We start from the raw sequence: 18610 nt of genomic DNA, 5'->3' as shown, positions 1-18610 counted from the left end.
GTGTCGCCGGAGCTCCGGGTGCCATGGTTGCCCTCGTCCTCTCCGCGTTGCCGGCCGTCGCCTGCGGCGCGGGCAGCGCGACGGCTCTCGGCGGCGGAGCGCAGGCCGGAACAGGCGGCCACTCGACCGGCGAGGGCAGCGGCGCCGCGCCGAGCAGCGCCACGAGCCACGGCGAGGGCGCGGAAGACGGCGGCGCGGGCGGCACCAGGCTCGTCGGCGCGCCGCGCAAAGGCGTCAGGATCATCGCTATCGGCGACACCGGCGAGGGCAACCTCGCGCAGCACCAGGTCGCCGATCGGATGAGCGAAAAGTGCCTCGAGGTCGGGGGCTGTCACGCCGTGATGATGAACGGCGACAACTTCTACGATCACGGCGTGGTCGACACAAGCGACGCGCAGTGGGGCCCGAAGTTCGAGCAACCCTACGATCGGCCGGGCCTGAACGGCCTCCCGTTCTACGCAGTCCTCGGCAACCACGATCACGGCCCCAGCAGCAACGGCGTGCGGCAAGCGCAGATCGATTATTCGCTGCTGCCGCGGGGCGACGGGCCGGGTACGCGGATGACCGATAAATGGCACATGCCCGCTGCGTACTACGATGTTCGCGTCGGGCACGTCCATCTCTTCGGGATCGATACCGTCGACTTCACCTCCGATGAACAAGCGCTCGACATGAGCGCGCGGGTCGCCGCCTCGGACGCCCGGTGGAAGATCGTCTTCGGCCATCACCCCCGCTTCACGTCGGGAGCGCACGCCGCCGACAATCAACAGTTCGGGCTGAACGGGATGTTCGACATGCAGCGCGCGATCTACTGCGGGGCCGACATGTACATGAGCGGTCATGACCACAATCTCGAGCTCATCGACAAGGGGCGCGACGAGGGCTGTCCGGGCACCTATTTCGCCGTCAGCGGCGCCGGCTCGAAGATCCGCCGAGCGTCGGCCTCGGTCCCGAGGGAGCCGGGGCAGCTCTTCTACACGGACGGGACCGAGGGCTTCGCCTACCTGGAGTCCGAGGGGAGCACGCTGCGCTTCGAGTTCATCGACAAGCAAGGCGCGGTCCTCTACGCGAAGACGATCGCCAAGTGAGCCGACGAAGCCCGCGGCCCCGGCCGGCCTGCGGCGTCAGCGCCGCTCGTCGTCGCGCGGCGCCCCGGCGCTCGCGCCGCCGTCGGTCCGCTTCCCGAAGGAGATCGTGCTCTCGGTCCCCGCGATGAGCCGCCGGATGTTCGGGGTGTGCTTCAGCCAGATGAACGCGCAGAGGAGGAGCGAGAGGCAGAGGACCGGGGCGTCCCGCTCGCCGAGGAGCCAGAGGAACGCCGGCAGGACGAGCGCGCCGGCGAGGGAGCCCGCCGAGACCCTGCGGGTCGCCCCCACGACGACCGCGAAGACGGCGAGGGTGGCGAGCGTGGAGCGCGGCGCCAGCACGAGCAGCGCACCGCAGGACGTGGCGACGCCCTTGCCGCCCCTCATCCCGAGGAAGACCGTGTAGTCGTGGCCCAGCACCGCGGTGAGGCCGCCCGCCGCCGCGACCCACCCGCCCGGCGCGGCGACCCACCCGCCCGGCGCGGCGGCGAGCCACGACGCAAGGGGACCGGCGGCGAGCGCGCCCTTCGCCACGTCCGCGGCCATGACGGCCAGGCCGGGTCTCCAGCCGAACGCGCGCAGGACGTTCGTGGCGCCGATGTTCCCTGAACCCACCGTGCGGATGTCGATCCCTTTGACGAACCGCGCAAAGAGGTAGCCTGTCGGGATCGCTCCGAGGAGGTAGGCAAGGACGAGGTAGATTGCTGTCATCGAGCGCCTCCGTGTCCGAGCGCACGGCGGATGTAGCATGAAGCCGCGCGCGGCGCGCTTTTCAGGGTCGGTGTCGCGCTGGCGATCATGGTACTCTGAGAGCATGGTCGCCCTCTCGCCCGCTTCGACCCGGAATGGCCGCGCCCCCAAGATCGCGCTCGTCCTGGCCGGCGGCGCTGCCCGCGGCGCTTACGAGGTCGGCATCGTGCAGCACATCCTCGAGGAGGTCTCGCGCGACCTCGGCCGCGAGGCGCCGCTCGACATCCTGTGCGGCACCTCGGTCGGCGCCATCAACGTCTGCGGGCTCGCCGCGTTCGCGGACGAGGCGCGGAGCCGCGCGCGGCGGCTCGCCGCGGTGTGGACGCGCCTGCGCATCGACGATCTCGTGCGCCTCGACGTGCGCGGCGTGCTCGCGGTCGGGCACGACCTGCTCCGTGGCGGCGCCGCGAGCGCGCCCTCGAGCGGCGGCCACGCGGCGCTCCTCGACACGTCGGGCCTCGAGCGGCAGATCGCGGAGGCCATCCCCTTCGAGCGGATCGACGGCCACCTCGAGCGAGGGCTCCTGTCGGCGGTGACCGTCTCGACGACGCTGGTCAAGAGCGGCCGCACCGTGGTCTTCGTCCACCGCCGCGAGCCCGGTCTGCCGCCCTGGAGCCACGATCCGACGATCTCCCCGCGCGCGACCGCGATCCGCGCCGAGCACGCGCTCGCCTCGTCCGCGCTCCCCATCCTGTTCCGCCCGGTGAGCATCGACGGCGAGCTCTACTGCGACGGCGGGCTGCGCCAGAACGTCCCGCTGTCGCCGGCGCGGCGCCTCGGGGCCGACGGCGTGATCGTCGTCAATCCGCGGTACATCGAGCCGGCCTCGGCGGCGACCGAGCGCGACGCGCCGGGCTTCCCCGGGCCGCTCTTCCTGCTCGGGAAGACGCTGAACGCGCTGATGCTCGACCGGATCGACAACGATCTGGCGCGCCTGGAGAGCATCAACGGCATCCTCGAGGCGGGGCGGCGCCGCTATGGCGAGGGCTTCATCGACGAGCTGAACGACGAGCTCGGGCTCCCGCCGGGGCGCACGCTCCGGCCGATGCGGTCGCTGCTCATCCGCTGCTCCAAGAACATCGGCAGCCTGGCGGCGGATTTCGTGCGCTCGCCGGCGTTCCGCGCGCGGACCACGAGCGTGCTCGGCCGCGTGATGCGGCGCCTCGCCGACGGGGACGAGCAGCGCGAGGCCGACTTCCTGTCGTACCTGCTGTTCGACGGGGAGTTCGCCGGGCGGCTCATCGAGATAGGCCGCGCGGATGCGCGGGCGCGGCACGACGAGCTGTGCGCGTTCTTCGAGCGGGCGCTGAGCCCGGGCGGGTTCGAGGCGCGGGCGCGCTGAGGGGGGCTCGGGGACACAGGCCTCCTCCGGATCGCCTCCGGACCCTCTCGAGCCCTGAGACGCAATGACGACATCCGGGCTCTCCACACCCGAGCACGGCGCGATTTCCGCGCGGCCGCGGCGCCCGGTGTAGACTCGCGCCGGGCGATGGCACCTTCGGATCCCTTCGGCTGGGTGGGCGCGACGATCGGCGGCAAATACCGGCTCGACGCCGTCGTCGGCGAGGGCGGATTCGGGGTCGTCTACCGCGGCCACCACCTCGGGTTCGACGAGCCGGTGGCGGTCAAGTGCCTGAAGCAGCTCGGGGCGCTGGCTCCGGCCGAGCGCGAGGCGTTCCAGCGGATGCTCCTCAACGAGGGCCGGCTCCTCCACCGCCTCTCCCGGGCGAGCGCCGGCATCGTGCAGGCCCTCGACACGGGCGCCGCTGTCTCGCCGTCGGGCGAGTGGACGCCGTACCTCGTGCTCGAGTGGCTCGACGGCGCGCCGCTCGACCACGACATCGCCGCGCGGCGCGCCCGCGGCGAGGCGGCGCGCCCGCTCGCCGAGGCGGTTGCCCTGCTCGCGCCCGCGGCGCACGCGCTCGAGGTCGCGCACACGCAGGGCGTCGCCCACCGCGACATCAAGCCGGCGAACCTGTTCCTCGCCGACATCGGCGGCCGGCGCACGATGAAGGTCCTCGACTTCGGCATCGCCAAGGTGCTCAGCGAGCTGTCGAGCATGACGCAGGCGATGGCCGAGACGGGGAGCGCGCTCCGGGCCTTCACGGTCCACTACGGCGCGCCGGAGCAGTTCCACCACCGCTTCGGCGCGACGGGGCCGTGGACCGATGTCTTCGCGCTCGCCCTGGTGCTCATCGAGGTCGCGTCGGGCAACCGCGCCCTCCTCGGGAGCGACGTCACGCAGCTCTACATCGCCGCGACCGATCCGGCGTTCCGCCCGAGCCTGCGCGGCGCGGGCGTGAGCGCGCCCGACGCCGTCGAGGCGGTGGTGCGCCGCGCGCTCGCCGTCGAGCCGCGCGGGCGCTACCGCACGGCGGGCGAGCTCTGGGGAGCGCTCGAGGCCGCGATGGCCGCGACGTCCGCGCCCGCAGCGCTGCCCCCTCCCGCAGGCGCGCCGCCCGCCCCGCCCGTTACCACGATGCGCGGCCTCACCGCGAGCGCGGCGCCGCCGGGGCCGCCGCCTCCGGGATCACCGCCCGCCGCGCCCGCGGCCGCCGGGGCCGCTCGGCGGCGCGGCCCGCTGCCCGCGGTCGTCTCGGCGGCCGCGCTGGCCGCCGCTGCCGGCGCGGGCGCCGTCGCGTTCTTCCAGCACCGCGCCCCCGACGACGCGCCGCCGGCGCGCGCGCGCGGCGGCCTGGCCGCGCCGCCGGTGAAGGCGCCGCCGCCGGACATGGTCCGGGTGCTCGCGGGTCGGTTCACGATGGGCAGCGCAAAGGGCGGCAAATCCGAGCGGCCGCCCCACGAGGTGACGCTGACCCGCGCGTTCGACCTCGATCGCACCGAGGTCACGGTCGCCGCCTACAAGCGCTGCGTCGAGGCGGGCCGGTGCACGCCGAGCGGCCTGCACGGCCCCCGCGCGACCGACGCGGACGTCGAGCAGCGCGGCGCGCTCTGCACCGCGGGGGATCCCGCGAAGCCGCAGCACCCGATCTCGTGCGTCGATCAGGCGCAGGCGGCCGCGTACTGCGCCTTCGTCGGCAAGCGGCTCCCGACCGAGGCCGAATGGGAGTACGCCGCGCGCGGCGCCGACGGCCGCGAGTACCCGTGGGGCAACGAGCCGCCGGGGTGCGCGCACGCGATCGTGTCGCGATCTTCGGGACACGGCTGCGGCGCGCGCGGCAAAGGCACCCAGGAGGTCGGCTCGGCGCAGGCCGGGGCGAGCCCGTCGGGCGCGCTCGACATGGCGGGCAACGTCTGGGAGTGGGTGGCCGACGGCTGGGATCCAGGCGTCTATACGAAGGGCGCCCAGACCGATCCCCGCGTGCCGGCGACCGGCAGCAAGGGCGTGCTCCGCGGCGGATCGTGGGACTTCTCGGCGAGCAACGCGAAGTCGACCTTCCGCCTCGCGTACGACCGCGAGGCGGGCGACGTCTCGACCGGGTTCCGCTGCGCTCGCACGGTCGATTGAGCGCGAGCCACCCCCCTTGTCCGCCCGCCTCCGAGGAGCGCTCGAAGAACGATGAGCTCGCCCGTTCGTGGGCCGATCCACGGAGGCGAGCCGCGGCTCGGCCGATCCCACGAGCAGGTTCCTTCCAGCCGTGACGAGGATGGGCTATTTGTCTGTCCTGGGTCGAAAGCAGATTCCAAGGCGGGCCGTCAGGTAGGATATCTAAACAGGTGTAGTTGTGTGGCCTGGTGCACGCGGTCAGGCCGCCACGCGCGCGTCCGGGCGCGCCGGCCGCCGCTCAGGGCGACACCGCGCCTCGACACCGCGAAGGAGCAGCGAGGCCTCCCGGTCAACCCCTGCTGAGCGCACAGGAGCCCATGCAAGAATCCGAGAACATGATCTCTTTCGAGGAGCGTCGGATGCAACGCGTCATCGACGCGGTCGCGCTCGCGTCGACGGGAGAGATCGAGCTCGCCTTGAAGCAGATCGAGGCTGTCGAGCAGGACGCCTTCGGGGTGGTCGAGGAGGCGCTGAGGGTCTTTCTCTCCGAGCTCTCCACGACGGCGCAGCAGAGCGCGCTGGCGCTCACCGCGCTCGCTGCCTCCAAGCGGGAGCTCGAGAGCCAACTGGAGACCATCCAGCGCCAGGACAGCGCCATCCGGGAGCTCTCGGTGCCGATCATCGACATCTGGCACGGCATCCTCACGCTCCCGCTCGTCGGGCTCTTCGACTCGGTGCGGGCCGTCGAGGTGACCGAGCGGCTCCTCGCCCGCGTGGCGGACGACAGCGACGTCGAGTGGGTGATCCTCGACCTCACCGGCGTCACGGTCATCGACTCGATGACCGCCCTGCACCTCGTCAAGCTCGCCCAGGCGGTGCAGCTCCTCGGCGCGCGCTGCGTCCTCACCGGGCTGGGCGGTCACGTCGCAGCGACGCTCGTCGCCCTCGGCGTCTCGTTCGATGAGCTGAACCCGATGCGCAGCCTGCGGGAGGGCCTCAGGTTCTGCCTGGCGCAGCGCAAGGCGTACGACATCTCCGAGGTGATCCGCCGCGGCACCGGGCAGATCGAGGCGCCGCGCCGGACGGAGACCTGAGCGCGGCAGAGCCTCACGGCGGAGGAGACCCCAAGAGCGCGCTGCGCTGACCGCGCGGTCGTGGAATTCACCTCTCCACTTCACCTCACGAGGGGGATGGCGCTCTCCCGCCACGCAGGATGTCGACTACCGAGCTGGGCGACCCGCGACGCTTGGGGCAGCGCCCGGGCTGGCGCCCCATCGCCGCTCACGGCTCCAGGGAAGTGCTCGCCGGAAGGCGGCGCCGGCCGTACGGGCTCGCCTTTGCGGAACGCCGTCGGTGTGCCAAGGGATTCGGTATCACCGCATGAAGAACGCGACGATCCCTGCTCGGTTCCAGGACACCGCAGATGCCCGCCGTCGCTTCGGCGACCAGCTCGATCGCCTCGCCCCCTTCCTGCTCCGCGTCGATCCGGCGGCCGACGCCGTCGTGGAGGCGTTCGCGTCGATGCCCTCGGGCCAGGGCTTTGGCCTCCTCGAGGCCGCCCTCGCGCGCGGCGTCGACCACGTCGCCAGAGACGCCCCGGCCGAGCTGCGGGCGCTCTTCGCGGCGGTCGACCACGTGCCCCTCTGGGTGGACTGGGAGGCGGTGAACCGCGGCGGGACGGCGTTCCTGCGCACCGGCGTGCTCGGGGGGGTCCTGCTCGCGATGCAGGCGCTCCTCCTCGGGTACGCCTCGCCCGGAGGGAACAAGCCGCTCGTCTTCTCGGGGAGGCTCCGTGAGCAGGCCGGGCGTCGCCTCGGCGAGACGAGCCGGTTCGTTTACGCCGTGAGCCAGGCGAACGGCATGCGCCGCGCCGGCGAGGGCTTCGCGATCACCGTGAAGGTGCGCATCATGCACGCCCAGGTGCGGCGCCTCATCCGCGCGAGCGGCAGGTGGCAGACATCGCTCTGGGGCGAGCCGATCAACCAGCACGACATGGTCGCGACAGCGCTGCTCTTCTCGGTCGCGGTGCTCGACGGCTTCGACAAGCTCGGCTACCACATCCCGCCCGACCAGAAAGAGGATCTCGTCCATCTCTGGCGCTACGTGGCCTACGTCATCGGCGTCGAGCCGGAGCTCATCCCGGGGTCGTGCGCCGGGGCGAGGCGCCTGGCCGAGATGATCTTCGCCACGCAGGGCGCGCCGGACAACGACTCGCGCCTGCTCGTCGACGCGCTGGTCACCCACAGCATCCGCAGCGCGCGGAGCGACGGCGAGCGCCGGCGCGCCGAGCGGATCATGGCCATCTTCTGCTGCGTATCCCGCGCCGTCCTGGGCGAGGAGCTCGCCGAGCGGCTCGCGGTGCCGCGGCAGAGCTCGCTCCTCGCCGTGCCGCTGCTCCGCGCCGTCGCCGCCGCCTCGAGCCGCGCGCACGCGCTGCCGTCGCTGCAGGATTTCGCGCTCGGCCTCGGCGGCCGCTACTGGGAGCGCGCCATCGCGGTCGGCCTCGGCGGCCGTCCGGCCGACTTCGCCCCACCGGAGCGCTTCGCCGGCGACCGGCCCTGAGCGGGCGAACCGCTGCGGGGCCGCGCGGGCTCCGAGCGCGCCGCGTGCGGGCCTTCCGGAGGCCCCGCGCCAAGAGCTCGCCCGGCTGTCGGGGTTGAACCGCGCTCGGGTTCTGCGGTACGAGAGCTCCCTCATGGAGATCATCCCCTACGGCGGTTGGAAGCGCGCCGCGCGCCTCGTCTGTGGCGACACGGAGCTCGTCGTCACGCTCGACATCGGCCCGCGGATCATCCGGTACGGCGTCATCGGCGGTCCGAACGAGCTGTCCGAGATCCCCGAAGATCAGGGCGCGACGGGCGGGACCAGGTACAGGTTCTACGGTGGCCACCGGCTCTGGATCGGCCCGGAGGACGAGCAGCGGACGCTGCAGCCCGACAACGATCCGGTGGAGTATCGGGAGGAGAACGGCGCGCACGTGTTTCGCCCCGCGCCGGACAGGTACGGGATGCAGAAGGAGATCCGCATCACGGCGGACGCCGCGGCGGGCCGGTTCGTCCTCGATCATGCGATCGAGAACCACGGCGCCTATGCCGTCGAGCTCACGCCCTGGTCGCTCACCGTGATGGCGGGCGGCGGTGAGTGCCTGTTCCCTCACGCGCCGTTCTTCCCGCACCCCGACCGCCTCTTGCCGGCGCGGCCGCTCGTGCTGTGGCCGTACGTCGACATGACCGATCCCCGGTGGACCTGGGGCAAGCGCGTGCTCCGCCTGCGGCAGGTCGCCGGCGAGGCCCCGCAGAAGGTGGGTATGCTCGTGAGCCAGGGCTACGCGGCGTACGCGAACCACGGGAACGTGTTCCTGAAGCGGTTCCCGTTCGTCGAGGGCGCGACCTACCCGGACATGGGGGTCAATTTCGAGGCCTTCACGAACCAGGACATGCTCGAGGTGGAGTCGCTCGGCCCGCTGCAGCGCGTGGAGCCGGGCGCCCGCGCGCAGCACCGGGAGGCGTGGTATCTCCTGAAGGGCGCGCAGCCGCCCGCCGAGGACGGCGCGTGCGCGGCGTGGCTCGAGTCGCTCGCGGCGCAGCGTCCGCTGTGAACCGCAGGTCCTGAGCCCGCCGCGGGCTGGCTCACCGCCTGAGCGGCTCGTCGCCGGGCACCATGGGCCGTCAGTCGGGCGTGCGCTCGGCGCGCACCGGCTCGCTGGAGACGACGATGGGCGCGCTCCAGAGGTGCCTGTCGAGGAACGCCAGCACGCGCCGGTCGATCTCGGCGCCACGGAAGCCGTGCCCCCATGCTGCGACAGGGACGAGCACGCTCGGCGCGCCCGCGCGCAGGAGCGCCCTGTGCATCGCCTCCGAGAGGCGGTACGGAACCACCTCGTCGCGCGTGCCGTGCATCAACAGGAACGGGGGATCCCGCGCGTCGACATGGTGGATCGCGGAGGCCGAGCGCACGAGGTCCGCGCGCTCCGGCGGAGGGCCGTTGAAGAGCGGATCGAGCCGGCCATGCATCTCGGCGATCTCCTCGGGGGTGCTGGCCGAGGCGAAGAAGGCCTCCATGTCCGTCGGCCCGCAGAAGTTGACGACGGCCTGGACACGGCTCGACAGGGGCCTCGCGGGCGGCCGGGGATCCTGCGGAGACGGCAAGTCTCCCTCAATCGCAGCATCGCCGTCCGTCGTGCCGAGCATGCTCGCGATCTGACCGCCGGCAGACTCCCCCCAGACGGCGATGCGCTCCGGATCGATACCGTAGCGGCCTGCGGCGGCGCGCGCCCAGCGGACGGCGGCCCTGGCGTCGTGGAGCTGCGCGGGCCACGAGAAGGCCGGAGTGAAGCGGTACTCGATCGTGAGCCCGACGTAGCGGCCCGTCGCGACGAGCTGCGGGAGGAGCTCGTGGCCCTGCTCGCGCGTGCCCCGCCTCCAGCTCCCGCCGTGGATGTACACGACGGCCGGCAGGCGGGCCGCGCTCGGGCGATCAGGCCGGAGGACGTCGGCCAGCAACGCCTCGCCGCCAGCGCGGGTGTACTCGACGCCGCGCTCGACGACCACGGCGATCGGGCGCGGCGAGGCCGAGGCGGCTGCCCGCGGCTCCGGGGCGCCGGCGGTGGCCTGCGCGCCGGCGCAGCCAGAGAGCCCGGCGAGGAGCACCGCCGCGACAGCGATCGTGCGGGCGCGCCGATGCGCCTTGAGGTCTCGATCGCTCCGCATGCGCGACCCGACGAGGATACCGGGACGCAGCACGCAGAGCAGCAGGAAAGGAGGCTTCCCGGCGCGCCGCGCGCTCGGCCCGTGGCGCGCTCGCGCGGCGTCGCGCGCCGCGGCGTCCGGTGCGCCGAAAGGCGGAGCGGCCGCGGCGCCGCGCGGAAGGCTTTGCTCGTCCCGCGCGCTCGGCTATGCGGAGGCTCATGCCGCTCCACCCCCTCGCGGGCCGTAAAGCCCCGCCCGATGTGCTGATCGATCCGGACAAGCTGCGCGCGCAGTACTACAGCGAGGTCCCCGACCCGAGCGACCCGCAGCAGCGCGTCGCCTTCGGCACCTCCGGTCACCGCGGCTCGGCCGCGCGGCGCAGCTTCAACGAGGCCCACGTCCTCGCGATCGCCCAGGGCATCTGCGACTACCGCGCGAAGCAGGGCACGACGGGATCGCTCTACCTCGGCATGGACACGCACGCGCTCTCGGAGCCGGCGCAGCGCTCCGTCATCGAGGTCTTCGCGGCCAACGGCGTCGACGTCCTCTTCGCCGAGCACAACGGCGTCACGCCGACGCCGGTCATCTCGCACGCGATCCTCACCCAGAACCGCGGGCGCACCTCGGGGCTCGCCGACGGCGTGGTGATCACGCCCTCGCACAACCCGCCCGACGACGGCGGCATCAAGTACAACCCGCCCAACGGAGGGCCCGCCGACACCGCCGTCACCGGCTGGATCGAGGACCGCGCCAACGAGCTGCTCCGCGCCGGCAACGCGGGCGTGAAGCGCATCCCCTACGAGACCGCGCTGCACGCGTCGACGACCCACCCGTACGATTACATCGGCTCCTACGTCGCCGATCTCGGCAACGTCGTGGATCTCGAGGCCGTGCGCGGCGCCAAGCTGCGCCTCGGCGTCGACCCGCTCGGCGGCGCGAACATCGCGTACTGGGCGCCGATCGCCGAGAAATTCGGGCTGGATCTGACCGTGGTGAACCAGGCCATCGACCCCACCTTCAGCTTCATGCCCCTCGATCACGACGGCAAGATCCGCATGGACTGCTCGTCGCCGCACGCGATGGCGAACCTCATCGCGCTCAAGGACGACTACGATCTCGCGTTCGGCAACGACGCCGACTCGGATCGCCACGGCATCGTCACGCGCAGCGCCGGGCTGATGAACCCGAATCACTACCTCGCCGTGGCGATCTCCTATCTGTACCAGAACCGCCCGCACTGGCGGCCTGACGCGGCCGTGGGCAAGACGCTCGTCTCGAGCAGCATGATCGACCGGGTGGCGAAGCACCTCGGCCGCCCGCTGCGCGAGGTGCCGGTCGGCTTCAAGTGGTTCGTCGACGGGCTGCTCGACGGCTCGCTGGGCTTCGGCGGCGAGGAGAGCGCGGGGGCCTCGTTCCTGCGGCGCAACGGGCAGGTGTGGTCGACGGACAAGGACGGCATCCTTCTCGACCTGCTCGCCGCCGAGATCCTCGCGCGCACCGGCCGCGACCCCGCCGAGCACTACCGCGACCTGACCGAGCGCTTCGGCGCGCCGCTCTACACCCGCATCGATGCGCCCGCCACGCCGAGCCAGAAGAGCGTGCTCAAGAAGCTCTCTCCCGACGCGGTCCGCGCCACCTCCCTCGCGGGCGAGCCGATCACCGCGAAGCTCACGCGCGCGCCCGGCAACGGAGGCGAGATCGGCGGGCTCAAGGTCGTCGCCGAGAACGGCTGGTTCGCCGCGCGGCCCTCGGGCACCGAGGACGTCTACAAGATCTACGCCGAGAGCTTCAAGGACCAGGCGCACCTCGATCGCGTGCTCGACGAGGCGCGCGCGATGGTCGCCGACGCCCTGTCGGTCACGTGAGCCCGGGCGCGGCGGCGCCGTGAGGACGCGGCGCCGGATCGCCGGGTCAGAAGAGCGACAGCTGCCGCCGCGCGCCGGTCATCGCGTCGAAATCGGGCCCGCCCAGCCACCGCAGCACCGAGTCCGCGATCGGCTTGAGCTGCTGCGACACGTAATGGTCGTAGTCCGGCGGCGCGGTCGTCTGGCCCGCCGGCTCGGGGCCCGCGCGCGTGATCACGTAAGCCACGATCCGCCCCACGTCCCCGCTCAGCTTGCGGGCCGCCTTCACGTGCGGCGGCGTCGTCTTCGTGTAGGCGCCGAGCGGCTTGCGCAGCGCCTTCTTGTACACGAGCTCCGCGTCGAACCGCCCCGCGCGCAGCTCCGTCACGAAGGCCCGCACGAAGCCCTCGACAGGGCGATCGTGGAACACGAGATCGAGCAGCTCCCGCTGGAAGCGCCGCGCCACGGCGCTCGCGTCCCGCCGGACCGCCTCGAGCCCGACGATCTCGAGCTTGCCGCCGCCCTCGCCGGCGACGAGGCCCGCATACCGCTTCTTGCTGCCCTGCGCGGCGCCGCGCAGCTCGGGCAGGAGGAAGCGCGCATAGACCTTCTCGAACTCGAGCTCCAGCCGGCTCTCGCACCCGAAGGTCCTCCCGATCTCGGCGGCGACCGACCCCGAGACGGCGTCGCGGAGCTCCTCGGCGCGGGCGGCGGCGCGCGCGGTGTCCGGCTCGCCGAGATCGACGAAGAGCGAGTCGGTGTCGCCATAGAGGACCCGGTGTCCGGCCTTCCGCACCGCCTCGGCCGTCAGCCGGATGACGTGCTGGCCAGCGCCCGTGATGGCGTTCGCGACGGCCGGAGAGAACAGGCGCGACGCCGGGGAGCCGAGCACGCCGAAGAGCGAGTTCATGAGGATCTTGATCGCCATCGCGCCCCGCTCATCGCCCGCCCGCCGCGCATCCGCCCGCTCGTCCCAGAGCCGCGCCACGAGCTCGGGGAGGATGCCCGGCTCGCCGCGCCGGAACGCCGCCCCGCCCGGCGTCACGATGAGCGCCTCGGGCGGCGCGCCGTCCCCGGCCACGAACGTCAGCGGATCGATGTTGAAGGTGCGAATGAGGCTCGGATAGAGGCTCTTGTAATCGTACACAACGATGTTGCGGTACAGCCCCGGGAGCGGCTCGAGCACGAGGCCGCCGGCGATCTCGACCTCCTCGTCCGGCGCCTCCCTCGACACCGACGGCGCCACCTTGCCGCGGGCGCGGAGCGCGGGCAGGTACAGCGAGTCGATCGCGGCGATCTGCGCGCCCACGCGGTCGAGCTGCATGCCCGTGAGCAGGCTCCTCCGCACCGAGAGCTCGATCAGCCCGGTCTTCTCCAGCAGATCCCGGACGAGGCGGGCGTCCTCGAGGTTGTAGGCCGCGAGGCGGGCCGGGTCGTCACGGTACGACGCCTCGATCTGGGCGCCCCGGTCCTCGGACCCGAACAGCTTGCCGCGCCCGAGGATCGTCTGCGCGGCGGTCTCGAGGCGGTAATCGTCGAGGCGCATGAAGGCGCTGCGGACGAGCGCGAGGCCGTCGAGCACCACGCGCCCCGGGAGGATGGCGCGCGCCTCGCGCGAGAAGCCCGGATCGCGCAGGATCGCGATCTCGTCAGCGCCTCGCCCGAGCGCGCACGAGAGCCCGGCGCGGCGGCAGTAGCGCTGGAGGGCGGGCAGATCGAAGTCGGGGATGTTCCAGCCGGTGAGGACGTCGGGATCCGCCTTCGCGACATACGCGAGGAACCGCTCGAGGAGCGACCGCTCGTCGGGAAAGCGCTCGACGTAGGCGGGCAGGCCGCCGGGCACGGGCTCGTCGCGGACGAGGAGGCAGCGCTCGCCGCCCGCCCCCGCGAGGCCGATTGAGAAGAGGTGCTCGCCGTCGAGGCTCGTCTCGATGTCGAGCGACAGCACGCGCAGCGCCGGCACGAAGGTCGCGGGGACGAGCTCGGGGTTGCGGTACACGCGCCCGACGCCCGGGCGGAGCTCGAACGGCCCGGACACCGCGAACGCCCCGCGGACGCCGCGATCGATGAGGAAGCGGTAGGCGAAGCGCACGTCCGCCTCGAGGGCGTCGGCCCCGGCCTCGGCCAGCCTGTCGCGCAGCGCCGCGACGTCCCGCGGGTGCGCGGCGTCGATGCGCAGGACCGGCTCGCCGTCGAGCGTCTCGAGCGCCTCCGGGGAGACGCGGTTGCCCGCGAGCCGCCGCGCGATGTCCGCGTCGCTCTCGCGCACGAAGAAGTAAGGCCTGAACCGGTCCTCGATGACGAGCGCCGGGGTGCCGTCCTCCATCACCGCGTACAGATGGATTTCCGGGCAACCGGCGACGACCCGGGTTGTGGGCGTGAGGATGAAGCCGCGGTCAGGCATGTGCGGGTGCGCGGAGGCCTCCGTGCGAGCTCGTCGCCGGCGCGCGGACGGCCCGGGACCGCTCCGCGCCACGCCGCACTTGACCACCGGGGCGGCCCCCCCGCAAGCCCCTCTCGCCCCCCGCGCCCGGGATTTCCCGGAGGAGCGCGAGGGCCGAGGGAGCCGGCCTCCGCCGGAGAGGACGCCTTTCGCGGAGGCGATCTCTCTCGCATGGAGGACGGCGAAGACTCCCTCTTCGCCGTGAAGGCCTGAGACGCGGCGACGAGCGCTCGCCGGGTGCGCGGCGATCGCCCGCCCTGCGCGTCTCGAGGTGAGCAGCGCGGTCGCGCCGATTCCGTCGAGAGCGGGTCCGCCGCTTGCTTGATGTTTGGGACGTCGTGAACCGCGGGCGTCCATGGATGGGTCCGTGAAGCGCGCCGTGGAAATCAAGGAAGGGAATTGACCATGATGCGTCATCATTTCAAGCATCGCGTCGCGGTGATCGCCGCGCTCGCCGCGAGCGTCATCGCCAGCTCCGCGCACGCGACCGGGCGGGGAGGTTACGCTCAGCAAGGTGCGCAGATCTCCCAGCAGCAGCAGCGGCCGCAGCAGCAGAGGCCGCAGCGCGCGCAGGCCCAGGTGTCGGACGGCGCCATCGCCGGGATCATCTCGGCCAGCAACCAGATCGAGATCACCCTGGCGACGATCGCCCGCAAGCAGGCGCGGTCGCGCGAGGTCAAGGATTTCGCCAGGGAGATGCTCGAGTCCCACACCCAGACGGAGCGCCGTCTGAGCGCGCTTCTCCGGAGTCTCAGGATCGAGGTGCAGCCGACGCGGGTGAGCGCGATGCTCGTCGGGCACTCGCCGGTCTTCGCGAATTACCTCCGCAAACAGCCGGCCAAGAAATTCGACCAGGTGTTCATGGCCACCCAGGTGATGACGCACCGCTACGCCCTGCGGATGCTGGACGAGCAGCTCCTCCCGAAGGCGGAAGCGCCGGCCCTGAAGGAGGAGCTCCAGCGCATTCGTGATGAGGTGGCGAGCCACCTGGAGCATGCGCAGACGATCCTGGCGACGCTGGAGAAGCGGCAGGGCACGCCGTCAGAGCAGGGTCGCTAGCTCCCCGCTCTTTCCAGCGCGACACCGCCAGGACGCCAGGAGCTCTCGAGAGAGAGATATATCTCTCTCTTGACGTCCCGGGCGCCCTGGCGGTTCAACCTCTCTCTCGCGGTTCCCGTCCTCCCGGGATCAACCATCGTCCCGTGAAGACCGCTCCCTCCGTGGCCCGGCGTCAGGGGGCGAACACCGCGCGCATGCACCCTTCGGCGCGCTCGTCGAACAGCCGGTATCCGCGCGGCCCGTCGTCCAGGCACATCCGGTGCGTCACGAGGTACGACGGATCGAGGTCGCCGCGCTGCATGAGCTCGAGCAGCCTCGGGATGTACCGCTGTCCGTGCTGCTGTCCGGTCCTGACGATCAGCGCCTTGTTCATGAGCGCGCCGAGCGGGATCTTGTCGGCGAACCCGGAATAGACGCCCACGATCGACACCGTGCCGCCCTTGCGGCAGGCCAGCATCGCCTCGCGCACCACGAGCGGGCGGTCGTTCTGCAGCCGGAACGTCTGCTTCACCCGGTCGTACGCGTACTGCAGGCCCGTGCCGTCGGCCTCCATGCCGACCGCGTCGATGCAGGCGTCGGGGCCGCGCCCGCCCGTCATCTCGCGGAGCGCCTCCTGCACGTCGACCTCGGCGTAGCTCAGGACCTCGGCGCCCCCGTGCGCCTTCGCCATCGCCAGGCGGTCCGGGACCCTGTCGATCGCGATCACGCGCTCGGCGCCGAGGAGATAGGCGCTCTTGATCGCCATCTGACCGACGCCGCCGCACCCCCACACGGCCACGACCTGGCCCGGGCGGATGTCGCAGAGCTCGGCCGCCATGTAGCCCGTCGAGAGCGCGTCGGAGGCGAACAGGGCGCTCTCGTCCCGCACCCCGTCGGGCACCTTGAACGCGCCGTGATCCGCGAACGGCACGCGCACGTACTCGGCGTGGCTCCCCGCGACCCCCCCGAAGGCGTGCGAGTAGCCGAAGATCGCGGCCGTCGTGTCCCCGAACACCCGGTCCGCCACCACGTGGTGAGAGTTCGAGTTCTCGCAGAGCGACCACAGCTCGCTCTGGCAATACGCGCACCGCCCGCACCCGATGATGGACGCCACGACCACCCGATCGCCCCGCTGCACCCGCTTCACCTCGGCGCCGGTCTCCACGACCTCGCCGAGGAACTCGTGCCCGAGGATGTCTCCCTCCTTCATCGTCGGGACGTACCCGTGGAGCAGGTGCAGATCCGAGCCGCAGACCGACGACAGCGAGACGCGGACGATGGCGTCGTGCGGGCCGAGGAGCCTCGGCTCCGGCACCGACTCGACGACGACGTCATTCACCCCGTTCCAGCAGATCGCTCGCATGATCACATCCTTTCACGGCCTGTTCGGCCGGACGGCTGCCCCACCGTCGTCGGGATCTCTCCGATCTCGATCCATTGCCTCAACCGCCGCAGATCGCCCCGCAGCCGCCGCCTCGGGACCTCCGCGAGCAGCGCGCCGGCCGCGCGGGCGAGCCGCCCCCTCGGCCGCGCGCCGGGCAGGACCACCCGGATCTCCGTGCCCCGCGCTCCCGGCGCCTCGGCGAGCGACACGAGCCCTGTCCTCCCGCGCTCCCGGCCTTCCATGCCGGACGTCCAGATCGTCGAGGTCCCCTCGGCCACGCCCCTCTCCACGCGCGCGACCCGCTGCAGGTAGCGCCGCACGCCCTCCGCGTCGTACAGCGCGCACAGCACCGCCGCGCGCGCCCGGCTCACCGTGACGCTGCTCGCGATCCGCGGCGCGTGCGCCCCGAGCGCCCGCAGCACCGGCGCCGCCATCTCGACCCCGAGCGCCGGCCGCTCCTCGGAAAGCCCGGAGATCCGCTCGAAGGCGCGGTATGCCGCCGTCTCCACGCGGCTCCAGAGCCGCCTCGCGATTCCCCTCCTTCGCGGCAGCGGCGCGCACGGCGCGCCCGGCCCTGCGGCGAACACCTGCGCTCCCGGCGAGGCCCTCTCCTGCTCCGGCGGGGGCGCGCCCTCGCTCGCGCTCCGCTCCCGGTCCGCGCTCTGCTCCGCCCGTTGCGCCGCGGCGCGCGCTCGCAGGACAGCCTTCTTTTTTGCCATCTTTCCCCCCTCGATCCTCGTCCAGAGAGCCCGCGAAGGCGCGTTGCAAGCAGGCGGCCACTCGCGATGATCCAGCCGCTCACGTCGCAACGATGCTCCGAACACTCCACCGCCGTTGCGAGCGGCCCCAGCAAGGAGCTCCGCGCGAGCGCTCCCTTTCGCGGCGTACGCGAGAAAGACGGATTGCAGCGTGGAGAGAAGAAGGTTGCGGTGCCTGAAATTCCGGGCAATACTCGGCGCGCCAGGACGCTCCTTAACTCACATGATGTCCGGCTTAAGGCGACTCCTGATTGGCATTGGGCGGATTACGGAGACTCGAACGTATGAAGACTAGAGTTTTTCTGCGCGGATTTAACTTGGCGATCGCCGGGCTGGCCGTGGCGGCGTTCGCGGCGTGCGGCGACGACGGCGGCGGCGGCGGCTCCGGGGGCGCGGGCGGCGCGGGCGGCGCGGGCAGCACCACCTCGGGCACCGTGGACCCGTCGACCACGGCGACGACGGGGACCACGGAGCCCACCACCTCGAGCACGACGGCCGCGAGCAGCTCGGCGACGACGGGCACGGGCGGCGGCCCCCAGACGATCGAGATGATCGATGACATGGAGGACGGCGACAACGCCCTCCTGCCCGCGGGGGGTCGGGTCGGCTACTGGTACACCTTCAATGACGGGACGGAGGGGGCCACGCAGAATCCTCCGCCCGATCCGGACGGGACCGGGGAGACGCCTTTCACCATGGCGGAGCTCGATCCGGCGCGCGGGCAGAGCGCGCACGCGGCGCGCTCCTGGGGCACGGGCTTCGAGGACTGGGGCATCGGGTTCGGCTTCGATCTGAGCAGCGCGGAGGGGGCCAAGACCGAATATGACGCCTCGACGTACGCCGGAATCACGTTCTGGGCCAAGGTCGGTCCGGGCTCCGGCACGGGCGCGGTCGTCCTGATCTCGGACCCGGGCACGGACCCGGTCGGCGGTGCCTGCTCCGACCAGTGCGACCCGTGGAAAAAGGACCTCGCCGTCACCGAGGAGTGGCAGCAGTTCACCATTCCTTTCGCCGACATGAAGCAGGGCGGCTGGGGCGATCCGGCGGGCACCGAGCAGATCGACGCGGCGAAGCTCTACTCCATCCAGTTCCAGATCACCGACGCGGCCTCGTTCGACCTCTACATCGACGACCTCGGCTTCTACAACTGAGCGCCCTCGCGCCGGCCTCTC

Annotated in this window: 14 protein-coding genes; 9 read left to right on the top strand and 5 right to left on the bottom strand. The window is 72.3% G+C overall.

The features are described from left to right. The first annotated feature begins 23 nt into the window (after positions 1 to 23). Positions 24 to 1088, top strand: coding sequence for a metallophosphoesterase (locus WME75_RS29120; protein WP_437477797.1), 1065 nt, complete (start codon positions 24 to 26; stop codon positions 1086 to 1088). Between the two features lie 36 nt (positions 1089 to 1124). Here the strand turns inward: WME75_RS29120 and plsY are convergent, their stop codons facing one another. Then, complete coding sequence (plsY, locus tag WME75_RS29115) at positions 1125 to 1796, bottom strand: glycerol-3-phosphate 1-O-acyltransferase PlsY (protein ID WP_437477794.1); 672 nt, start codon at positions 1794 to 1796, stop codon at positions 1125 to 1127. Positions 1797 to 1899: 103 nt separating this feature from the next. On the opposite strand from plsY, the gene WME75_RS29110 reads away from it, so the two are divergent. From WME75_RS29110 to WME75_RS29090, 5 genes are all read left to right on the top strand, one after another. Next, positions 1900 to 3177, top strand: coding sequence for a patatin-like phospholipase family protein (locus WME75_RS29110; protein ID WP_437477791.1), 1278 nt, complete (start codon positions 1900 to 1902; stop codon positions 3175 to 3177). A 147-nt stretch (positions 3178 to 3324) separates the two neighbouring features. Next, positions 3325 to 5304, top strand: coding sequence for an SUMF1/EgtB/PvdO family nonheme iron enzyme (locus tag WME75_RS29105; RefSeq protein ID WP_437477788.1), 1980 nt, complete (start codon positions 3325 to 3327; stop codon positions 5302 to 5304). Positions 5305 to 5702: 398 nt separating this feature from the next. Next, positions 5703 to 6377, top strand: a complete 675-nt coding sequence (locus WME75_RS29100; protein ID WP_437477785.1) for an STAS domain-containing protein — start codon at positions 5703 to 5705, stop codon at positions 6375 to 6377. A gap of 286 nt (positions 6378 to 6663) precedes the next feature. Then, on the top strand, positions 6664 to 7845 hold the full coding sequence (locus WME75_RS29095) for an oxygenase MpaB family protein (RefSeq protein ID WP_437477782.1): 1182 nt from the start codon (positions 6664 to 6666) through the stop codon (positions 7843 to 7845). A 133-nt stretch (positions 7846 to 7978) separates the two neighbouring features. Next, the gene (locus WME75_RS29090; protein WP_437477779.1) at positions 7979 to 8881 is read left to right on the top strand and encodes a hypothetical protein; all 903 of its coding nucleotides are present in this window, start codon (positions 7979 to 7981) and stop codon (positions 8879 to 8881) included. A 70-nt stretch (positions 8882 to 8951) separates the two neighbouring features. On the opposite strand, the gene WME75_RS29085 is transcribed toward WME75_RS29090, so the two are convergent. Then, positions 8952 to 9992: an alpha/beta hydrolase fold domain-containing protein gene (locus WME75_RS29085; RefSeq protein ID WP_437477777.1), complete on the bottom strand. Its 1041-nt coding sequence runs from the start codon at positions 9990 to 9992 to the stop codon at positions 8952 to 8954. A gap of 197 nt (positions 9993 to 10189) precedes the next feature. On the opposite strand from WME75_RS29085, the gene pgm reads away from it, so the two are divergent. Beyond that, the gene (pgm, locus tag WME75_RS29080) at positions 10190 to 11836 is read left to right on the top strand and encodes a phosphoglucomutase (alpha-D-glucose-1,6-bisphosphate-dependent) (protein WP_437477774.1); all 1647 of its coding nucleotides are present in this window, start codon (positions 10190 to 10192) and stop codon (positions 11834 to 11836) included. A 46-nt stretch (positions 11837 to 11882) separates the two neighbouring features. On the opposite strand, the gene WME75_RS29075 is transcribed toward pgm, so the two are convergent. Further along, positions 11883 to 14219, bottom strand: a complete 2337-nt coding sequence (locus WME75_RS29075; protein ID WP_437477771.1) for a DNA polymerase II — start codon at positions 14217 to 14219, stop codon at positions 11883 to 11885. Between the two features lie 444 nt (positions 14220 to 14663). Between WME75_RS29075 and WME75_RS29070 the strand changes: the two genes are divergently transcribed. Beyond that, complete coding sequence (locus WME75_RS29070) at positions 14664 to 15317, top strand: DUF4142 domain-containing protein (RefSeq protein ID WP_437477768.1); 654 nt, start codon at positions 14664 to 14666, stop codon at positions 15315 to 15317. A 172-nt stretch (positions 15318 to 15489) separates the two neighbouring features. On the opposite strand, the gene WME75_RS29065 is transcribed toward WME75_RS29070, so the two are convergent. Both WME75_RS29065 and WME75_RS29060 read right to left on the bottom strand, forming a co-directional pair. Then, complete coding sequence (locus WME75_RS29065; protein WP_437477766.1) at positions 15490 to 16659, bottom strand: zinc-dependent alcohol dehydrogenase; 1170 nt, start codon at positions 16657 to 16659, stop codon at positions 15490 to 15492. A gap of 2 nt (positions 16660 to 16661) precedes the next feature. Next, positions 16662 to 17399 (bottom strand): hypothetical protein, encoded by a 738-nt coding sequence (locus WME75_RS29060; RefSeq protein WP_437477763.1) that lies wholly within the window; start codon positions 17397 to 17399, stop codon positions 16662 to 16664. Between the two features lie 356 nt (positions 17400 to 17755). Between WME75_RS29060 and WME75_RS29055 the strand changes: the two genes are divergently transcribed. Continuing rightward, a complete protein-coding gene (locus tag WME75_RS29055) occupies positions 17756 to 18589 on the top strand; it encodes a hypothetical protein (RefSeq protein WP_437477760.1) in 834 nt (277 codons plus the stop codon). Positions 18590 to 18610 lie beyond the last annotated feature (21 nt).

Source organism: Sorangium sp. So ce1014, from assembly GCF_051521505.1.
Lineage (GTDB): Bacteria > Myxococcota_A > Polyangia > Polyangiales > Polyangiaceae > Sorangium.
The sequence above is the reverse complement of the archived record's forward strand: the minus strand, read 5'-3'. Positions and strand labels throughout refer to the sequence as shown.